Here is a 22275-nt window from a genome sequence, read left to right as displayed (position 1 = left end):
TTGGGATCAAGAATAATCAGATTAGGTTGAGACCTTTTTTCTTTGCCATCTTTTCTACCTTGCGCAGCATAACGATTGAGATGATTGTATATGAAATGGCAAAAAAGATGAGGAGGCACCATTCCATCCAGATCGGTGCAAGCGGCACCCAATCTGTTTTGAAACTGTAATAACGCACCATATCATACCCCCAGGTATAAGGCAGAAGATATGCGATCCAACGAACGACTGCAGGAAACTGGTCCACTGGGAAATAAGCACCTGCTACAAATTCAAACATGATAAACAAAATACCTACAATGGATGAGACCTGGCGGTACAGAATCCCCAGTAGTGCAATCATGACGCCAAGCGCCATTAATGCAACGATGACCACAAGACAGGTGACTAGAATCATCATGGATTCAGCAAAGTTGAGACCTGCGTACAGAACAAGCAGGATATACATCGGTATGAACACAATGACATTCATTAATGCACTGGCTACAACCGTCCCTACATAATACGCATAACGAGAGATTGGATTGCAGTACAGATACTCCAAAGTGCCGTTATGGAGATCATTCGTCACGGCGCCGAGCGGAGCGTTTAACGCTACTCCGTAGAACAGCCATACAAGTATTGCACCCAGGTAAAAGATAAACAGGTTATCTCCTTGAAGTACATTCTCTCCCTCGTATACAACAAACGTGGACATCAGCAGGAAAAAGAGTACTCGTAGACCCAACTGTAGGAAGTTACCGAAGAAGTTGGGCAGATATCTTATAGCAATCTGCAATTCTTTCACGGTTGTCGCCCACACGACGGTGAAAAATCCGGTAGGTTTACCTATGGCTTGCAGCTTTAGCGTTTCCTGACCAGTCCCGGTTTTAGCGTATTCGATACTCACTGTTCTCTGCCTCCTGCCAATGTGTACTCTAAGTTCTCATCAGACTTCACATAGAGCTGAACAAACAAATCTTCAAGTGTTAGTTGTCTATGCTGAATGGTCGTATGGATATTGCCTTCTTTTAATTCACTAATAACCGCACCCATCCCGTCGTACAGGTTCGTGATTCCGAAGGAAACCGTATCTTCCTCCTCACGAATAATGGTGGAAGCTACCTCCGGCAGAGCAGTGATTCGCTCCTGAATGGAAGGGGGCAAATCTGCTCTGGGAATGTCGATGAATTCGACTGCGCCCAGATTGGATTTTAGTTCGGCAATTGTACCTGTTTTAAGGAGCGTTCCTTTGCGCATCAGGGACACACGGTCCGTCATGTCTTCTACCTCAGTCAGAATGTGAGAGGTCAGAATAATGGATTTCCCCTCATCCCGCACATAACTTTTAATGAACTCACGTACACGTCTGGAGATCACGGGGTCCAGACCCTTGGTCGGTTCATCCAGATATATCACTTCAGGATCATGCAGCAAGGCTCGCATAATGACAACGGTTTGCTTTTGGCCTCCCGATAATTGCATAAATTGCTTGTTCAGATGTTCCGAGAAATCCAGATACGTACTTAATTTGTCAATCTGGTTTGAAATCTCTTGCTTGCTAAGTCCGGTAAGTCTTCCAAAGAATATCAAGTTCTCTCGAACAGTTAATCTCGCATAAGCAGAGCGTTCAGTATCTTGACCCACGTATCCGATTAATCTCCTGATAATGTTCGCATCGGTATCCAAATCGTAGCCGCCGATATTAACAATTCCGGAGTCCTTGGTCAACAGGGTCGCCAGGACTTTAATAAATGTCGTTTTACCTGAACCGTTGGTCCCCAGAATTGTGTGGATCTCACCCTTGTTAAGCTCAAAGGACATGTTATCTAACGCTAGGTGTTTACCATAGGACTTAGTGACGTTCTCAGCGGATAGTACTCTCACTTGTTCTCCCCCTTTATGTATTGCCTGTATTGCTGAATTCATGGGAGGGCGAATACGCTATTTCAGCGCATTTCGCCCCTAATGTTATCACTTTACGCCGACAACTTCGTGTACCAGATACTCCGCCAGTTCGTAGTGATGTCCAGTATCATCAATGATATGATTCATCCACTGATTTCTTTCTTTAACGGGTAACTTTTTGGTTTCAAAGATGCCCTTGAGCAGTTCCAACGCTTCTATCATCTGCTCTTTTGAGGGCTTGTCCCCCGCATTTTCAACCTGCTCCTGAATTGCCTGGATTCGTTTGTAACGCTGAACAACACCTTGTTGATACTCTGCTTCATCCCAATTCTGGTTCGGTGTTGCCACTGCAATTGCTAAACATTTAGTTATGACTGTGGGTACTCCTTTTTTCTTCTTGCCATCCGATTGAAACATGCTGATCAATTTTTGACGTTCCGCTTTTTCCCCAAAGCAGAGCGAATGGATATCAGGACAATTCGTTTTGGTCAATTTGTTCAGTACATTTTTGGGTCCCATTTCGATGGCAAGTGTGACACCAAAACGCTCAAGGTATTGAAGAATCCGTGTCCATTGCACAGGTTTGACCATCTGATCTGTCAGCAATCCCGGAATTCGCTCCACATCACCATAGGGTTGACCTGTAACATTGGATAGTACCGGCCATTTGAACATATTGTACGAATACTTTGCCAGTCCTTGACCGAGCTGCTCTGCATCTTCCGCCATCAGCGAACTATGAATGGGTGCACTGGACATTAGGGGAGTAACCTGACCATCGGCATCCAATACGGCTGCTTCGATCTCCTCCAGTACGTATTGATGACCGGATACGGCAGCTTGTGTTGGCGAATTATAACAGGAGACCACAGCTACCCCCTGCTCGCCGCTGTATTGTTCACAGAGTTGCTCCACGATGGATGCATCAATACCGTCCATAATGGTCATTGATCCTGTGCCACGATCTATATGAATCTGCATCATTGCACCGCGCAATTTGGTGATTCGAACAGCATCGGAAAATGTCATGGCACCTGAACATACCAACGCCGAATATTCACCCATACTGTGACCAGCACAGAATTGTGGTCGAATCCCCACTTCTTCCATATACACTCTGAAGGCCGCTACATTCGTTGCCAGAAGAGCAGGTTGCATGTTCTCATTCTGATTCAGTTCAGATAGACTTCCTTCAAAACATAGTTTTGCCAGATCCACACCTGCAACGTCACTCGCTTCCTCGTACGTTTGCTTGGCAATGCTATATTGATCATAGAAACTCTTTCCCATACCTACATACTGAGAACCTTGTCCCGGAAACAGCAGTGCTATTTTTTCCATGTCGTAACCTCCATTAATAGGGTTGGTGTCTTAATTATTAATAATGTTCAGTTCCACATATGAAGGAATTTTCTGAATATAGCTCATGTCGTGTTCAAAAATGACAAGGTCCTCTTCCTGATGGATTTCTTTGAATCCGCCAAATTTATAGGTCAGATACATCATCCGATTACGATCGGTCATTTTGAATTCAGCCCGTATCTTTACCCCGGCTTCTTTCGCCTGTTCCAGAATATAATTCATGAGAATTGTGCCTACACCTCGCGACATTACACGGCAAGACATCAGCAGCAGCTTCACGGTCCAGTATTCCTCTTCCATCTCAAGCAAAGCGAGTCCAATTTTTCCATATGCTCCATACTTGTCTTCCAGTCCTGTAATGAGAAGTTTGTGATTAGGAGATTGACTGAGTTGTTCCAGATCTTCATAGGAATAGGTATACCCTGTGGTGTTCAGCTGATGAGTCCTCACCGTCAACTCTTCTGCACGCTGCAGATCATCTCCCTTGAGAGGAGAAATGGTAAATATCATGCCAAGTGAAGCCAGAAAGTCATCTTTGGGACCTGTGAATTCCTCTTCCGCCTTATTACGGATCTCATCGCTTTTGTACATTAAACGGCGAAGTCTGGAGTCCTCCGTAATAAAACGGGGATTCATCATCTCCATGTGGGGAATGTCCAGGTACTGGGCAGCATCTATGCATCGAACTTCAGCATGCTCAAACTTTACCTCTTCCAGCTCAAACATCTGATCATCCACAAAAGCAACCGTATTCGCTCCGATATTAATAGAAGTTATGATGGATTGAATGGAGCTGGACTTGGAATTCCAGTGAATCTGGGGGTATAGGAAATATTCATGAATTCCGAATTCCTCAAGCTTCTCCATGGCTGTCTGATGGTCATTTTTACTGGCGATGGATTGCAGAACCCCACGCTCGTCCAGTGTCCGGATCACATCAATAATTCCCTCTCTCAAGACAACATTCTCATCTTCCAGAAGGACACCTTCCCAAATTGTATTATCCAGATCCCAGACGACCAGCTTCACCTTCTCTTGCTTTTGCTTGTCCATTACCGAACTTACTGATGGATCACCCATACCTGAACCCCTCCTTGGTATATTGTTCAAAACGATTGCTTCAAGACCTTCAGGCAGTCTATGCTGTCTTTCGTTCAATCAGTTCATTAATCTTGTTCAACGTACGGAAGTTGCTCAGATCCATATCCTGGGTCTCAATCCGAATGTTGAATTCTTTCTCCAGAAACATCACCATCTGCATTGCAAACAGGGAATTGGCAAAACCCAATTCGAAGATATCCTCATCATCCTGAATTTCACGTTTGCGATAGAAACGACTCAGAAATGTTTTTACTTTGACTTTGGACTCCATGCACAGTCACCTCGTATAATTTATAGTCGATACACTTACAGAATCATGTGCTCAAAGAAGCCTTGACCGCTTTTTGCTCCTAACAATCCGGCATCCACCATCTTGCGAAGCAAGGGACATACTCTGTATTTTGGGTCCTGATAACTCTCATAGAGTACATCCAATGAATGAACCACAGTATCCAAACCAATCAAATCGGCTGTGTGAAGTGGACCCATCTTATGTCCAAAACATTTGACGAATATGTCATCAACCTCTTCCGGTGAAGCTACCTGATCCTGAACGACAAAGGCAGCTTCATTCATGAGCAGATGGGATATTCGGTTAGATACAAAACCGGGGAGATCTTGTACCAGTATGGCTTCTTTGCCCATGGTATGGAGCAGGGATCTGGTCGCTTCAATCGTTGTATCCGAAGTGTGATAACCCTGAATAGCTTCGACTACGGGCTTTAACGGGACCGGATTCATAAAATGTACACCGATGACCTTGTCAGGCCGTTTGGTGATGGAACCAACTTTTGTAATCGAAATGCATGATGTATTGACCAAATAAATGCAAGAATCGGGGCAATAGTTTTCAAGTTGTGCATAGACCTCTTTTTTCACCTCCCATTGCTCAGGCACGTTCTCAATAATAAAATCAGCATCGCTGAGCGAATCGTAATGTGTCGTAAACTCCACACGCGAGAGCACAGTTTCCGGGTCTTCGGCCTCGGTATCCTTGTTGTAAAATCCCGAAAATCGGATATTAGTAAACAAGGCTGTTCTCGCCTGATCCAAAACTTCATCACTCACATCGATCAAAACCACGTTGTGCCGGGACTGGGCAAGGCTCTGCGCAACCCCTTTTCCCATGACGCCTGCTCCGATTACACCAACCTTCATTCCTATCAACGCCCCTCTGTGATCTGGCTAGAAATTGAAATTCACTTCTTCATCTACAGCTTCATCCGTGATATCCGTGACACGATCAACTTCAATATCATAGATCAATGTATCCGGCTGCTCTGAAATTATCTCAAGAATTTTCACAAAATCTTTGGCGATATATTCAGCTGTGCCAGGCAAGAACAAACTCGTATTATATTCCAGAATAAACTCGATCGTACCGTCCCGCTCAATCGCATCCAGTGCCAGATCAAACCTTGAAACTCCACTGTCATAATCGATTAATGTACCTTTGAAGGCCTCAATCTCTCCGGTGTACATCCCAACATTTTGCAGGGCAAAATACACATCAAACAGCGGGTTTCTGCTCGGATCACGTGTACTATTCACAAGCTGTACAATTCGGTCGAATTGACAGTCCTGATGCGCAAAAGCCGATAACGTACGCTGCTTCACGTCCAGAAGTAACTCCCTGAATGAGTCATCAGGCACAGGGTGGTTTCTCAGGACGATTGTATTCACAAACATACCAATGGTGGCATCAAAGTTACCCTGTTGGCGACCCGTTACAGGCGAACCGATGAGTATATCACTCTGGTTCGTATATTTATGCAATAGGACATTTAAGGCGGATAAGAGCAACATGTATAGCGTGGTTCCTGTACGTGCTCCGAGCTTGCCTATACGAGCAGTGAGTACCCCGTCGGCATAAAAAGTCATTTTGGCTCCATCATAGGTTTTTCGATCAGGCCGTGAAAAGTCTGTTGGAAGTTGCAGTGTCGGCAATGGCCCTTTCAGCGTTTCCAGCCAGAAGGCCTCCTGTGATTTAATCGAATCCGATTGCTGATAATGGTTGCTCCACTCCGAATAATCCCTATACTGATAAGGAATATCCGGTAGAGGTGAACCACTGTACATTGACGTGATTTCGTACATCATATTGTCCATCGACATACCATCTGTAACCAAGTGATGCACATCGAACATCAACAGATGACGACCGTCATCCAACGAACCGACAATCATGCGAATTAGCGGTGCCGCTTCCAGATCAAACGGCCGGACAAACGTCTTCACTACATCTTCCATTGCTTCCGTTCCACGAATGACATCTGGCAACGTTTCGATTGAAAAATCCACGTTCTCGTGAATTCTCTGAATCGGCTCTCCTTGTTCCCAGTGAAATGATGTACGGAACGATTCATGGCGCTGAATCAGAGTGTTCATATAACCGTTCAACGTGAATGGGTCAAAATTCCCCTCCATAATCAACGCTTTGTTCAGGTTATAGCTGATGTTGTCCGGGTCCTGCGTGCAAAGGTAGAATATCCTTTTTTGAGCTGATGAAAGTGGATATTTTTCTTTGACTTCTGCATGAGGGATAGACTGTTGTCCGACTGTTGCATTCTCGACATCGACCAGAGATTGCAGGTGAACTCCCAGTCCCCAGATCGTCGGATATTGCAGCACATCCGAAGGATTAACCTGTATCCCCGTTTCCCTGTATATATCCGATGCCATCTTGAGTCCAATAATGGAATCTCCACCATATTCGTAAAAATCATCATACAGATCCATTTCTGTCAGTCCCAAATGAAGTGACCAGATCCGGGATAACATCTGTTCCATGGCTGTATATTGACCATCATTGCGGCCGTGTAACGAGACTTCTTGGTTCAGCGTTGCCTTTCTCATCTCCACTTCAGCAATCACGCTGGCACTTTGATCCTGAATCGTGTTGTATACTTCCTCCGACATCATCATTGGCATATCACCTACGTAGGCCATATATTCCGAGTCATAATTCAGTTCGCCGATGATAGATCGAGGCACTTTACGCTGAAAAGCGTGGTCAAAGGCCTTTAATGCAGACTTTGTTAAAACAGACTTGAACACCATGTCATCATTTACGCCAAAATCTTTGGCCATCCCGGTCTCTTTCCAGGCCACCCAATTGATCGTTAACGTTCGTCCACCCCTGCGATTGCGATACGCTGCATAAGCATCCAGATAACTATTCGCTGCTGAATAATCTCCCTGACCCGGAGAGCTGAATAATGTTGAAGTGGTTGAGAACAGAACAAGAAAATCCATAGAGTCGTGGGCTGTTGCCTGATCAATATTCCAGGTTCCCTGCACTTTTGGAAGCAACACACGGTTAAAGGTCTCCGCATCCTTGGACGCAAGGAATCCTTCACCTGCTACCCCTGCACCATGAACAATGCCATCCACTTTGCCGTACTGCTCTCTGATGTTCTCCATGAGTCTTGATACTTGTTGAAGATCACCTGTATCCACGCTGTAGAGACCTACTGTGGAACCTTTGTTCTCAATCGAATGTATCCATTTAATTTTGTTGCATTGCTCCAGATCCTTGTTATCCTCCACAATGGCTGGCCATGTTTCCCGATCAGGGAAATCCGATCTGCCTGCAAGAATCAAGGTAACGTTGTGTCTGTTGGCAAAATGTTCTGCAAATGCTCGGCCAATGCCGCCCATTCCACCGGTGATGAGATAGACCCCTTGCTCCTTAATGGTTACTTCAGAGAGCTCAGCTCCCAACAGATCTGTTTTCCTAAACTCTTCCACATATCGTTGACCCTTCCGATAAGCAGTGGAGTAGAAAACATCATCTGCATTCATTGCATTGAGCAAAATAGGAATAGCGGTGTCATCATCTATATCCATGACCTTGCATTCCAGCTGAGGATGCTCTTGTCCAATCGCTTTGCCCAAGCCAAACATTGTTGCGTATTCAGGAGCAAGATTTGATTCGTGGCCGCTAACTTCGTGAACGTACTGGGATAACAGCACAATGCGCATTCGATTTCGCAATCCTGCACCTGCAATGGCTTTTGTGAGGTAAAACAAGCTATGCACCCCTCGGCATAAGGCGTCCTCCAGTTCCTTCGGACTCTCGGGTGCTGTATGACCATTGATGGTAAAGGTGTGAATAATCTGATCTATTCTGTGGTTCTTCGTAGCCTTCAATAATTGCAGATACTGATCCTCCGAACCATCGATCTGATAATGAACCGGAGAGAGCTTCGCATATGTTGCACCAAGAGTAACTTCAATGACATGCGCTCCACGTTCAGTAAGTTCCCGGGAGAGACTGTCACATAACGGAATTGTCCCCTTCAAAAGCAAGACGGTTTGCGGATTCGGAATGAGCCTCTCAGGATTACTCGCTTCCACCCAGCCAATGGTGTAATGCATCGTTGGTTCTTCCTTCTGCACAACGGATGGTTGAACCGCAGCTCGTTCGGGAATATCAATCCAGCAACGATTGCGCTCGTAAGGATACGTTGGAAGATGTAGCCGGAAAGTTTCCTCTTCTGCGTACAACCTTGACCAGTCAATATCGGCTCCCTGTGTATAAAGAATCGATATCTCCTCCAAATGCTGATCTTCCCATCCGTGCTCGTTAATGAGCTTCAGTACCCTATCTGACTGCTCGTTTAATTCACGAAGTTTTTGTTCCGTCAATTCACCAACACCCGGCTCCTTCGTCTCGGGAACCATTCGATGTTCAGATGCATAAGCAACGGGCGGTTTAATCTCGCTAAACGGGCATCCACGCAGCTTGTCCAATCGGGCTACCAGCTCTTCTTTGTCTCTAAAAGCAATGGCGATACGCAACTTGTAGTGTCCTCTTCCCTGAGCGGCTGTTCCGCACAGACTTAACAAATCCAGTTCATCGTAACTATCGAGATAATCACGATAAGCTGCGATCAATCTGGACAGAGAGTCTTTACTTTTGGCGGAAAGAGGCAAAATATAAGGTCTGCGTTCCTCTGCTTGGACAAATGTCTGTACTGGGGCCTCTTCCAGGATAACGTGACAATTGGTTCCACTAATCCCGAACGCGCTGATCCCACAACGTCGCGGTCCTTCCTCAGAATGCCAAGTACGAAGACGGGTATTCACAAAGACCGGTGAATTGGAAAATTCAATAATTCGATTAGGTCGATTAAAGAACAGTGTCGGAGGCAGCTTTTTCTCACGCAGCGCCATAACCGCCTTCACCAAACTAATCACTCCAGCAGCCTCCGAAGAATGCCCCAAGTTTGTCTTGATGGAACTCACCGCACAGAATTGCTTGCGATCTGTGTAGCTCGACAGTGCATCGGATATGCCCTTAATTTCAATCGGATCTCCCAATGTCGTGCCCGTGCCATGTGTTTCAATGTAGGTGATTGTCTCCGGTTCGACTCCTGCATCCTCCAAAGCAGATATAATTACCTCTGTTTGAGATGCCGGATTAGGTGCCGTGATGCCTATTGAACTGCCATCCTGATTCACAGCCCCGCCTTTAATTACAGCATGGATCGAATCATGGTCATCCAATGCCTGCTGAAGTGATTTCAACAGTACCACTGCAACCCCTTCTCCAATACCTGCTCCATCTGCTTCATCATCAAAAGCTTTGGAGCGATGATCTGTAGACTCAATGCCAAGTTTCATATTTTCATCATCCACCGGGCACAGGTTAATCTTGATTCCGCCAGCCAGTGCATAATCACATTGTCCGCTACGAATAGCTTTGCAAGCCATGTCTACAGACACCAATGAAGATGAACAGGCCGTATCAATAACCATGCTTGGACCCTTTAGATCCAATAAATATGAGATCCGGGCAGACATCATTGCTGTCATATTACCCACCATGGAGCTTGATCCGCTCCCAGGATCAACTTCATATAAGAGACGTGCATACAGATCTCGCAAGGTTGCCGCATATCCCAGATATACGCCTGTTTTACTACCACTCAATCTGGTGCCGCCATACCCTGCATCCTCAATTGCAGTCCACGCAGCTTCAAGAAATAATCGCTGATTGGGATCCATAAGACTTGCTTCCTTGGGCGATAACCGAAAGAAACCTGCATCAAACTTGTCTATGTCTTCCAGATACGCGTTCTCGTTGTATTTCATCTGTGTCTGGTCATGACCTGTGAACGCAAAATGCTTGTCAATATCCACTTTTCTCGATTCCGGAAATGAACGTACCATATCCGTGCCATTAACGAGATGTTCCCACAGCTCCTCAGGTGTGGACGCAAGCGGCACATTCACAGCCATACCGATAATCGCAATATCTCCATCTCGTTCCGCCGCAGTACGCTTCCTGAGATGCATCGCTGGAGAAGGACGCTGTTCCTCCTTCTTGTTTTTTCCACCGATAAATTTTGCGAGATGATGAACATTGGAGTATTCGAACAGGTCCGTAACATTAATGGCTCCTGGAAAAATCCGCTCAATCTCACTCTGAATTTTCATCAGCAGAATAGAGTCTGCACCTAGTTCAAAGAAGTTGTCGTGAATGTCGATTTGATCAAAACCCAATATTTTTCTGCAACATTCGGCCACACGTTTTTCCGTATCACTAAACTCTTCGTTGAGACTTCCTGTCAGACTTACTTCTCCTGCTGGATTTGTCGTTACACTCTTTGCTTTGGTCGCTTTTTCCTGCTTCTTTTTCTCCTTGAATAGTTCAATTTGCGCAGTCAGCACAGGAGATAGCATCACCCCTGATTTTTCGAGCAGGAAGACTCCACCGTTCTCATAATTGAGATAACCTACAAGTGCTCTCGGTACATTATGGGCTAACACCTGCTCGAACCCTTCAAGAGCCTTACCAGTTGGCAGCGTCTTAAAAATGGTATCAATTGTGAAACCACCTTCGAGGGCCATACCGGTTTCTTTCCAGGTCGTCCAGTTCACCACATGTGTCCTTCTGCCGAGCTTGTTCCGATATTCACCGTAGGCATCCAGATAAGCATTGGCTGCGGTATAATCTCCTTGAACGGCTCCGCTAAACATCGTTGCTACCGAAGAAAACAGGATAAAGAAGTCCAGATCATCCGAATGGGTAACTTCATCCAAGATACGTGTACCCATCACCTTCGGATTGAAAATGCTTTTAAACTGGTCATCCGTACGATTCATCAACAGGTCGGATCTTCCGATTCCCGCGCCATGGATAACCCCCCGGATCTTCCCATGACGTTGACGCAGCTCTTCTACAATTGGAACTACCTCTTCTTTTTTGGAAATGTCAGCGCTGTATATTTCAACGGTAGCTCCCATATTTTCAATATCAAGAACTCCCTGAATCTTGCGGCATAACGACTGATCCTGCTTTGCTTCCAAAATCGCTTCCCATGCCCTCCGGGGTGGAAAGGCAGTACGATTAATCCAGGCCAGATGTACCTTGTCCCTGCCAGCCAAATATTTGGATACTTCAATCCCGATACCTCCGGCTCCACCAGACACAAGATATATCCCTTCTGAATGAAGAGCTGGAAATTGTCCATTGTTACTGTCCGACTCTGCAACAGGCTGGAGTGTACCGAATGACTGAATATACCGTTTTCCGTCTCGAATGGCGGTAAGGAAGTGATCTGTTTTTCTGAAAACAGACTCTGCACTCCCCTTGCTCCATAACATATCTTCCAGGTCGATAACTCGACATTGTATGTTCAGATGCTCCTTGCGTATGACCTTAGCAAGACCTTCTAGCGGTGCGAGCTCGGGTCTAAGAACCTGTTCTTTGCCTGTGACATGATGGACACATTGGGTCAAAATCACCATATCCATATCATAATCAATACCATGTCTGGTCAATGAACGAACCAGATACAGCAGGCTGTAAACGCCGAGTTCCTGTGATTCATTCAACTCCACCAGATTCTGAACAGAAGTGTCCGAAGCAAAGGTAGGTGCGTAGATGACCTGTGACCATGATTTTGAATCCATAGCATTGACTAAAGAATCAAAATCGACCTCTTTCGAACCAACTCGAAAATCAGTATCATTCCTCTGTTCAAAGCAATCTCCCGGGCAAACCATAATGACGTCCTTACCCGATTGTTGCAATAACAATGCAAGGTCAGCCCCACCTTTGTCATCAGCTGTAAAGAGTACAACTCTCTCGCTTGAATGAACTTCGTTATCCTCGTACTCTCCCTCAAGCTCATGCCACGTGAGAGAAAACAATCCGTTATCATGGTGGACACCCTCTTCTGCTGGTCTGCTTCCCATGTCAATCCAGCATTTCTGAAAATCGAAGGGATAACCTGCCAGAGGTACGGTCTTCGTAGACTTACCCTCATACAGACGCCACCAGTCCACCGATGCCCCTTGCACGTAAAGAGTACACAGGCGCCCCCAGTCGAATGTAGCCTCATTCATCTGGTTCAATTCTTGTCTGACCTCTTCACTTAACGCACGAACGTTTTTCTGGGTAACATCATGTACCCCTGAAACTTCCCTATTGTCGCTGATCAGTCGATGTTCCCCATAATGAAACCAAGGTGCTGTGAACGTGTGAATGTCTCCAGATATAACCTGGGTCAGCTTAATGCGCAAATCCTCCAAATGTTCAGCCAAAATGATCACTCGGTGAGCATAATGTCCGCGACATGCATTAGCTGTTCGACACACATCCAGTAATGAATACCTGTCGGGGAATTTAGATACTCCGTCCAGATACTGTTTCATCAGAACTTGAATTCCATTATCAGATCCCGCAGACAACGTGAATGGATGAACATCCGTATGCGCATCATCCGTAACGGTCAATGTGGCCTGTACAGGAGCTTCTTCCAGCACCATATGACAATTCGTTCCGCTCAAACCAAATGTACTTATCCCGCATCTACGCGGATCAGCACCTCGCTCCCACTCTCTTAACCTTGTATTGACATAGACGGGTGAATTCCCAAAATCAATATTCAGGTTTGGATAATTAAAATGAAGGGAAGGCGGGAGCTTCCGATGATACAATGATAAAAGTCCCTTGATCAGACTGGCCATACCTGCTGTCTCATACAGATGCCCGACATTGGTTTTGACCGAACCAATTGCACAAAATTGCTTTTTATTTGTATATTTTCGGAAAGCACGTTCCAGCCCCTGAATCTCAATAGGGTCACCCAGATTCGTTCCTGTTCCATGGGTTTCAATATAGGCCAGGGATTCCGGGTGGATGCCTGCTCGCTTCCACGCTTCCTCGATTACTTCGGATTGAGCAACCGGATTGGGGGCCGTGATGCCCATGGACGTTCCATCCTGATTCAAGGCGATGCCTTTGATTACACCGTAGATGTGGTCTCCATCCTTCTGAGCCTGACGAAGCGGCTTCAAAATGACTGCAGCCACACCTTCACCCATACCGGACCCATCTGCTTCTTTATCAAAAGCTCTTGTTCGGTAGTCGGTGGATTCAATCCCAATCTTCAGAAAATCATTATCCACTGGCAAAATATCCAGCTTAACTCCTCCGGCAATCGCCATGTTGCAATCCCCGTTCATCAGCGATTTACAAGCCAGATAAACGGATACTAACGAGGACGAACAAGCCGTATCCACTACCATAGTCGGTCCTTTTAGATTGAGCAGATACGAGATGCGGGTAGGAAGCATTGACGCGATATTTCCAGTCATCGCAATAGACAACTCTTCCGGGTTGGTATCCTTGATCATTTCCTTATAGTTGTTGCTATTGGCAAATCCGGTAAAGACGCCGGTATTGCTTCCTGCAAGCCTTTGCCCGCCGTAACCGGCATCTTCGATGGCATGCCATGCCGTTTGCAAAAATAAACGATGACAAGGGTCCATCAGACTGGCCTCTTTTGGCGAGAGACGGAAGAACTTATAATCGAATTGATCCACTTCATCCAGAAAAGCACCATCCAGATATTGAAGGAATTCGTCTGAATATCCGCTTAGTCTGAGGTACTCATCCGTTACAGATTTTCGATCAGATGGATAATCACCTATGCAATCAATCCCCTGCTCAACAATGTGCCAGTAATCCTCCGGGCGATTTGCATGGGGAAATTTAAGGCTCATGCCTATGACTGCTATATCCTCTTGATGATTTGCTTCTTCCTGCTTCAGCAGATTGATGACCTGAATCCCCGTCACTTTGTCAATTTTGCCGGAGGCTATGTTTTCAACAACATGTTTGTAGACTTTCTCCACAAGCTCACTCCCCTGGCCGTATTTCATCCAAACGATGAAGAATGTCTTCGACAGATACTTCCCCGTCCTGCAACTTGTCCAGCATATGGCTTAATGAGTCATTCCAATCTCCGTCCTGCTCTTCTGATGCGGATGTGATCGGTGCAGCTTGCAGGATATGTTGCTCATTGCCTGCAATGTAATTGCTGAGTTTGTCTACGGTTGTATATTCGAACAGATCAACCAGTTTGATCTTATTGGGGAAATGACGATCCAGTAACTCATGCATCTGGCCCAACATGATCGAATCTCCCCCTAATTCGAAGAAACTGTCATAAATATTGATTTCACTGAACCCTAGTACGGAACCGAAGATTTTGGCAATCAGATCCTCAGCATCGCTATATGCTCCTTCTCCTGTCCTGCCATCCAGAGTAACTTCTGCATAACCGGTCTGATTCTGAGCTCCAGTAAACACAGTTTTCTCACCAGTAGCCAGGGATCTCAGGTCATCAGATAGTCTCACAGCAACACTTGACATCATGCCAAGCAATTTGCTTTCACGATTGATCTCGCCGACGATTACCCGATTCAAGGTCATTCCCATCGCACGATCCAGCCATGCAATGCCCTGCTCCGTAGGAATGGCGGAGAATACGCCATCCACATTGATGCCGTAACGAACCCCCATCCCCGTATCTCGCCATGTGTTCCAATTCATAGTTAGTGTTCGTTTCCCGAGCTTGCTTCGATATGCAGCAAACGCATCCAGGTATGCATTGGCAGCAGCATAGTCCCCCTGGCCCGGAGCAGCAAACACCGAAGAGATCGTGGAGAAGAGCAGGAAGAAGTCAAGATTATCCTCAAGCGTGACCTGATCAAGCGCCCACGTTCCTTGGACTTTGGGACCAAACACTGCTGAGAACTGTTCCTCCGTCTTGCGCATCAGCATGCCTTCACCAGGTACACCGGCACTGTGGACTACGCCACGAATGGGACCGCAGGTATGTCGAAGTTCATCAAATACCTCACGTAGCCTATCCAGATGACCGATATCCACTTGATAAAATAAACATGATGTTCCCTTCTTCTCCAGATCCATCACCCGGTTTATCGTCTCGCAAACTTCCCTGTCTCTGTTCTGATCAAGCCATTCAGTCCACTGGTCACGCGGCGGAAAAGGTGATCGGGCAAGCAAAGCAACATGTCCTGCTCCCTTGTCAGCCAAGTACTGGGCAACTTCCAGTCCAATGCCTTTCGTGCCGCCAGTTATCACATATACACCGTCATTTTGAATTGCTGGAGAATGGCCGATCACCGTCGTTTCGTCCAAAGTCTCGAACTGCTCCTCATAACGAGTACCTTCCCGGTAAGCAACAAGATATAAATCAGACTTTCGGCCGATCTCTTGTAACACATCTTCAGCAGAGACAACATCATCCACGTCCAGAAACTTGCAGGATATGCCCGTCAATTCCTGCCCTACAACTCGTCCCATTCCCATAAAAGGAGCTTGTTGTGGCTGAAGGACACGTTCATTGCCTGTCACTTCGTTCACATAATCAGATACCAGCGTAAGGCTCAGCCCGCGTTCATAACCCACGTGTGCCAGCGCCTGTGTAAGATACATCAGGCTGCGAGCCCCACGTTGCTGGGTAACCTCTAATTGTTCAATACTCCCGGGAAATACTGTTTGTTCAGTCGTTGACATATGGATAATATGTGTGAATTGATAATCAGATTGAATATCTGTTAACAAATCCTCATACGCCTGTTTATTTGAATCAACGCCATACCATCCATCACCTGGAGTAGAATCCATTTGAAGTCCAATCTCCACTCTTACAACCTTCCGACCCGCAGCCAGTAATCTCTCATAGATCGATGCCGAAAGAGCGGTTTTTCCTGTGAACAATAATACATCTCCAGATTCGGAGGACATCCATGATGTCCCATCGTTGGATGGCGTGTTAACCCAACGAATAACATGAAATGGTTGTTCCATACGTTCCACTTTTACCGGGGCGACGTCGGGTATGTCCAGCCAGTGTGTCTTACGCTCGAAAGCATACACCGGGAGCCGCACTTTACGAGGTGTCTGTCCGTCATTCCATAATAATGGTGGCAAATCTGCGCCCGCCGAATACAACTCACTAATTTTGACCTGCATGGATTCGTCCCGGTACAGGCCGTCCCTCCACGCTAATGCCACTTCTTGAATTTCGGCGTTCAAACTTTCCTTCTGAACTAGAGTAAGATCATCCGGACGTCTAATCCCATCCGTGCCTGACACCAATCGGTGTTCTCCATAACGATAGAAAACCGTGTCGGTGTCACCCAATTCAGATTCCCAGAAATCGAGCCGGTTCAGCTCATTCAAACGTGAAACAAGTTCCATTGTCGTATTCACTGCAAAAATTAATCGATGCGGATAATGACTGCGACCAGCCTGGACCGTGTAACAAATATCCTGCAGATCCATTTGTAATAATTGCGGACCATATGCAACGTACCTTATAACAAGTTGCTGCAAGCTCTCACGTGATTTGGCCGAAAGCATGAAAAACTGTGGCCAAACGTGAGGAACATGATCAGGCAGTTCTTTATGGGCATAGTCTGCCGGTGGCTCTTCCAGCACAATATGGGCATTGGTTCCACTCATGCCAAACGCACTGACGCCAGCTCGCCGCGGATGGCCTTCAACCTCCCACTTACGAGTAACGGTGTTGACGTATATGGCAGAATCGTAAAACGGGATGTTTTCATTCGGCCGATTAAAGTGAATGGTTGCAGGCAATTCCTTGTTTTTAAGTGCCAACGCCGCTTTGATCAACCCGACGATTCCGGCTGCCTCAAGCAGATGGCCCATATTGGCTTTGACAGATCCAATAGCACAGAAATTTCGTTTGTCGGTGAACATACGGAATGCATTCGTTAAACTGTTTACTTCAATCGGATCCCCTAAAGGTGTACCCGTCCCGTGCGCTTCCACATAACCAATGGTCGCAGGATCAATGCCAGCATCATCCCATGCCTTGCGAATCACGTCTTCCTGAGCTGCCGGATTTGGTGCTGTCATCCCGGCAGAACTGCCATCCTGATTGGATGCTGATCCCTTAATGACCGCATAGATTTGGTCGCCATCCTGTTTAGCTTTTTCGAGTGGTTTGAGCATGATTACTCCAATGCCTTCGCCAAATCCCGTTCCTTCCGATTCCTCATCAAATGCACGAGTGATTCCATCCATGGATTCCATGCCTATTCCCATGCGTGTATTCGTGTGATGAATCGGCATGGTATGGATTTTAATCCCACCAGCTATGGCCATTTCACATTTGCCACTACGAATCGATTGACATGCTGCATCTACAGCAACGAGGGAAGATGAACAGGCTGTGTCTACGACCATCGATGGCCCCTTCAAGTCCAGCATATAAGATACTCTTCCAGAGGTAACTGCTGCTGTGTTGCCCACCATAGCGCTGGATAGCAGAGTCGGATTGGTTTCATAAATGAGTCGTGAATACATATCGCGAATATTCGGCGAGTATCCAACAAATACCCCGGTATGACTTCCACTAATGCCTTCTACACAACCGGCATCTTCAACTGCTTCCCAGCATGCCTGCAGGAAGAGACGCTGATGCGGGTCCATCAGGCTTGCTTCCTTGGGAGACAAACGGAAAAAGGTACTATCAAACTTATCAATCTCATCAATATACGACCCTTCCACAAGAGCAACGCTGCCCTCAGGAAACTGTTTATATCGAATATAGCGATCAATGGCATCCTTTCGTTCTGCAGACAATGCGGTCCTGCAATCCAACCCGTTGCGAATATTGTCCCAGAATTCATCCGTGTTGTTGGCGTTAGGCAGCTTGACGGAAATGCCAATAATGGCTATGTCCTGTTCCGTTCCTTTCATCGTTGCATGATGAGTCATGTTGTTGTTGCTTTCCTGGCGTTTATCTACCAGAAAACGGGCCAGCTTATAAACCGTTGCGTGCTCAAACAAATCCGTAATCATAAGTGAACCTGGATCAAGCAGTTCCAATCTGGCATGCATCGTTTTTAACAGGAGGGAATCGGCTCCCAGTTCAAAGAAATTTTCATGGATGTTAATTTCCTCGAAACCCAATACCTGTCTGCAAACATCAGCGACACGTCGTTCTGCTTCGGTGTAATCCTCTTTTTCTTTTCCCGTGAGGATCACCTGACCCGTGCCATGTTGTGAAAGTGATCGGGCAGAAGCCATATCTGCTATAGACCTGGTCGTAGACTTCATTCTCTTCAATCGTTCGAGCAAATGTGGAGCAACCCGAATCCCTGAACGTTCGAGTAAAGGAATGCCCCCACCATCTATGTTTAATTCCCCGATAATAACGCGGTCTACTTTTTGAGTAACAACGTCTGCGAGAGTATGGATCGCCTGTTCAGGCAAAATGGCCTTAAATATAGTATCCGCCGTAAAACCCGAACGTGCTGCCATTCCCCGCTCCCTCCAGGTCACCCAGTTAATGGCGAGTGTGTGAAGTCCCTGCTTGGTTCGTTGTGCAGCGAACGTATCCAGGTAGGCGTTGGCTGCAACATAATCCCCCATAGTCAACGTGCTGAATGTTGTAGCGACAGAAGAACATAGCAGCATAAAATCAGGCTGATCTTGTCGGGTAAGTTGATCAAGCAGCCATGTCCCCCTGATCTTGGGAGCCAACGTGCGCTTGACGTCATCTTCACTCTTCTGATCGGTAGACAGATCACTGCCCGTTCCTGCACAATGCACAATTCCACGTATAGAACCAAACGTTTTTCTGATCATATCCAATGTATGGGTAAGACGCATTTCATCGGATACATCTACGCTAAAATAAGTTACCATTGCTCCGAGACTTTCCATGGCATCTATTTCACGAATAATCTGCTGAATAGCAGTTTGGTCTTTCCCATTCTTATGAAGCATTGGCCATTGCTCTCTGTTGGGTAATTCTGTCCGTCCCAATAGGACAATTCGTACCTTTGCCTGGCCAGCCATCCATCTCCCAATCTCTGAACCTATCCCCCCTGCTCCACCAGTTATGATGTATACTCCATCTTCAACCAGTTGCCAGTCCCTGTTTTCCTGAGTCTCTGTGTTCCATTCATCCAGCTGTTCAACATAACGAATCCCATTCCGATAGGCAAAATTCTCGTTGGAGATGCCTGTGCCACTAATCAACTCCGGAATAGATTCAAGTGAACTATGTTCATCTCTGTCAATGCACTGACAACGGATATGCGGATATTCCTTTCCTATAACCTTAGCCCAGCCAATCAAGGCAGCGTGCTCAGGATACAGTTCCACTTCGTCCCCCGTCACTTGATAAGCAGTTGTCGTAGCAATTGATATTTCTACAGGGCCAGACACTGCTCTCTGCACAAGGGATTTGACCAGTCTGAACAGACTCAGAGGACCCTCTATTTCCGCCTGAGATAGATCCGCCAGATTATGCACCTGCATTCTGGGCGTTGAACTCAGTAGATGAATAACACGGGTTATATCATTGAAAGGCAGTGCACCAAGCAGATGATCATAAACATCTTCTGAAGAAAGTTGCACTAGACCTGAGAGTCCTTCCATAACGGCAACATCTCCGTCAAATGTCACGGATACCAGCTTTCGTCCCAGATTACGCAAGGTGGTTTCAAGCCTTTCGCCTTCAGGGTCTTTATCTTTTCGCAATATCAGGGTTATCCCATCATCAATTGGCTGCTGCGCCTCATCGGGTTTGGACGGTTCCAAAGAATCCGCGATCCAGCGTGTTCTATACATGCTATGATACATGTCATCTGTCTGCCGTTGATCCATGTCCGATTTCCAGTCCAGCCAGCATATGTTCGGTTCAAACTGGTATGACGGAAGTGGAATCCTGCGCACAGACTTTTCTCTATATAGATCTTCCCAACTCACATCGGCTCCCTGAACATACAAATCACAAATGGCCTCCAACAGCACTTGCCTCGAATGAACATGAGGTTCAGTAAGCCATGCCTGGGCCTTCTGTCCAAGTAGCTTGACCTCCTGCTCCGTGATTTCCCCTGTACTTCGCGTGGACTCCCCTGCACCCGCTGTTATAATCCGATGCATGCCTTTGCGTACTCCGTTTATCTGGAGATCCGGACTACCATTTGCGTCTGATACAAGCTTCAATTTTCTTTCCAAATCCTTGCGATCACTGTAAGTGATCGCAAGCCTTTGAGTATAGTGACCCCTTCCGGTATTAGCCGAAAATGATAGATCTGCCAGCGAAAGTTCAGGATCTGAAACGAGCAAGGCCTGATAGGCGTGCACCAGCTTTGTTAAGCTGGCAGCACTTTTGGCAGAGATCGTCAAAATTTGCATATCCGGAATCGTTGCGGGATCTGGCCTGTGATAACGTGGCGGCTCTTCAACTACGATGTGACTATTGGTTCCACTTAGACCAAACGCGCTGACACCACATCTGCGTGGAGCTCCTTCGGCATGCCATATTCTAGGGCGTGTGTTGAGATAGACCGGAGAATCTTCAAAGTTGATTTTTGAGTTTTGACGCTGAAAATGAAGTGTGGGTGGCATCATGCCTTCACGCATTCCCATAATGACCTTGAAAAGCGAAGCCATACCAGCTACACAATCCAAGTGGCCCACATTTGTCTTCACTGAACCGATAGCACAGAATTGTTTCTTGTTCGTAAACTTTTGGAACGCTCTGCGAATGGCCTCAAACTCAATGGGATCTCCCATATCTGTCCCTGTACCATGCGTTTCAATATAATTTAGCGTCTCCGGGTTAATCCCCGCATTTTTCCATGCTTTCACCAGCAATTCTGTCTGTGAAGCGGTATTCGGCGCTGTGATACCTACGGAAGTTCCATCCTGATTCACAGCACTTCCTTTAATGACTGCGTAAATATGGTCTCGATCCCTGAGTGCTTTGTTCAAAGGTTTGAGTATAATAGCGGCAGCGCCTTCACCCCACACCGTCCCATCCGAATCTGCATCGAACGCCTTCACTTTGCCATCTGGCGCTTCCACACCAAGCTTGTTCCCTTCATCCAGGGGAAACAAACGTATCTTTACGCCACCAGCGACAGCCAGATCACAATCCCCGTTTCGAATGGCCTGGGACGCGAGATGGATGGCTACGAGAGAAGATGAGCATGCTGTATCCAGACAAAGGCTCGGCCCCTTCAGATCCAGCAAGTAAGAAATCCGGCTAGCCAGAATGGAGGCCAGATTACCCGGAACTGCACTGGGATCTGCCTGAGGTTCCAAGTCAGTGATTAATCTTTTGTAGTCATATACTTCATCGTTACGAAACCCAACGTACACACCTGTGTTGCTTCCTTTAAGTTTCCCGCCTCCATATCCCGAATTCTCAATGGCGTGCCAGGCCGTTTCAAGAAACAACCGCTGATTGGGGTCCATGAGAGAAGCTTCACGGGGAGACAGGTTGAAGAAACGATAATCGAATCGGTCAATATGATTCAAAAACCCTGCTTTGGTATACGCGACCGACTCTCCCCGTGTCTTCATATAATAATCTGTGAAAGATTGTCGTTCTGCGGGGAAATCGCTGATACTGTCGACACCGTTGATCAGATTGCTCCAATATGCCTCGAGTTCCTCTGCACCCGGGAATCTGCCGGACATTCCAATAATGGCAATATCCTTAGTTGAAACACTTTCAATATCGACCGATTCTGCCCCGGATTCCAGGAGATCATCCAGTTTAATACTTCCCATTAATCCTTTTCTCATTTTGCTCTCCTTTACAGTCG

General features: G+C 46.5%; 8 protein-coding genes. All 8 read right to left on the bottom strand.

Annotation, left to right across the window (positions count from 1 at the left end):
- Nucleotides 1-16 precede the first annotated feature (16 nt).
- The 8 genes from J7E78_RS11150 to J7E78_RS11115 all read right to left on the bottom strand — a co-directional run bounded on the left by J7E78_RS11150 (nt 17) and on the right by J7E78_RS11115 (nt 22255).
- On the bottom strand, nt 17-889 hold the full coding sequence (locus J7E78_RS11150) for an ABC transporter permease (RefSeq protein ID WP_215076258.1): 873 nt from the start codon (nt 887-889) through the stop codon (nt 17-19).
- On the bottom strand, nt 886-1866 hold the full coding sequence (locus J7E78_RS11145) for an ABC transporter ATP-binding protein (protein WP_215076257.1): 981 nt from the start codon (nt 1864-1866) through the stop codon (nt 886-888). Before J7E78_RS11145 ends, J7E78_RS11150 begins: the two co-directional genes overlap by 4 nt.
- Before the next feature lie 87 nt (nt 1867-1953).
- Complete coding sequence (fabD, locus tag J7E78_RS11140; protein WP_215076255.1) at nt 1954-3228, bottom strand: ACP S-malonyltransferase; 1275 nt, start codon at nt 3226-3228, stop codon at nt 1954-1956.
- A gap of 30 nt (nt 3229-3258) precedes the next feature.
- Nucleotides 3259-4329: an HAD-IIIC family phosphatase gene (locus J7E78_RS11135; protein WP_215076253.1), complete on the bottom strand. Its 1071-nt coding sequence runs from the start codon at nt 4327-4329 to the stop codon at nt 3259-3261.
- Between the two features lie 58 nt (nt 4330-4387).
- Nucleotides 4388-4621, bottom strand: coding sequence for an acyl carrier protein (locus J7E78_RS11130; protein WP_017686948.1), 234 nt, complete (start codon nt 4619-4621; stop codon nt 4388-4390).
- A 35-nt stretch (nt 4622-4656) separates the two neighbouring features.
- Entirely contained in the window at nt 4657-5508 is an 852-nt protein-coding gene (locus J7E78_RS11125) for a 3-hydroxyacyl-CoA dehydrogenase family protein (protein ID WP_215076251.1), read from the bottom strand.
- A 27-nt stretch (nt 5509-5535) separates the two neighbouring features.
- Nucleotides 5536-14502 carry an SDR family NAD(P)-dependent oxidoreductase gene (locus J7E78_RS11120; RefSeq protein ID WP_215076250.1) on the bottom strand — a complete coding sequence of 2989 codons (8967 nt, stop codon included), beginning with the start codon at nt 14500-14502 and terminating at the stop codon, nt 5536-5538.
- A gap of 4 nt (nt 14503-14506) precedes the next feature.
- On the bottom strand, nt 14507-22255 hold the full coding sequence (locus J7E78_RS11115) for an SDR family NAD(P)-dependent oxidoreductase (RefSeq protein ID WP_215076249.1): 7749 nt from the start codon (nt 22253-22255) through the stop codon (nt 14507-14509).
- Nucleotides 22256-22275 lie beyond the last annotated feature (20 nt).

The organism is Paenibacillus polymyxa, assembly GCF_018614975.1.
Lineage (GTDB): Bacteria > Bacillota > Bacilli > Paenibacillales > Paenibacillaceae > Paenibacillus > Paenibacillus polymyxa_E.
Note: the sequence above shows the minus strand (reverse complement) of the source record. Positions and strands in the feature narration are given on the sequence as shown.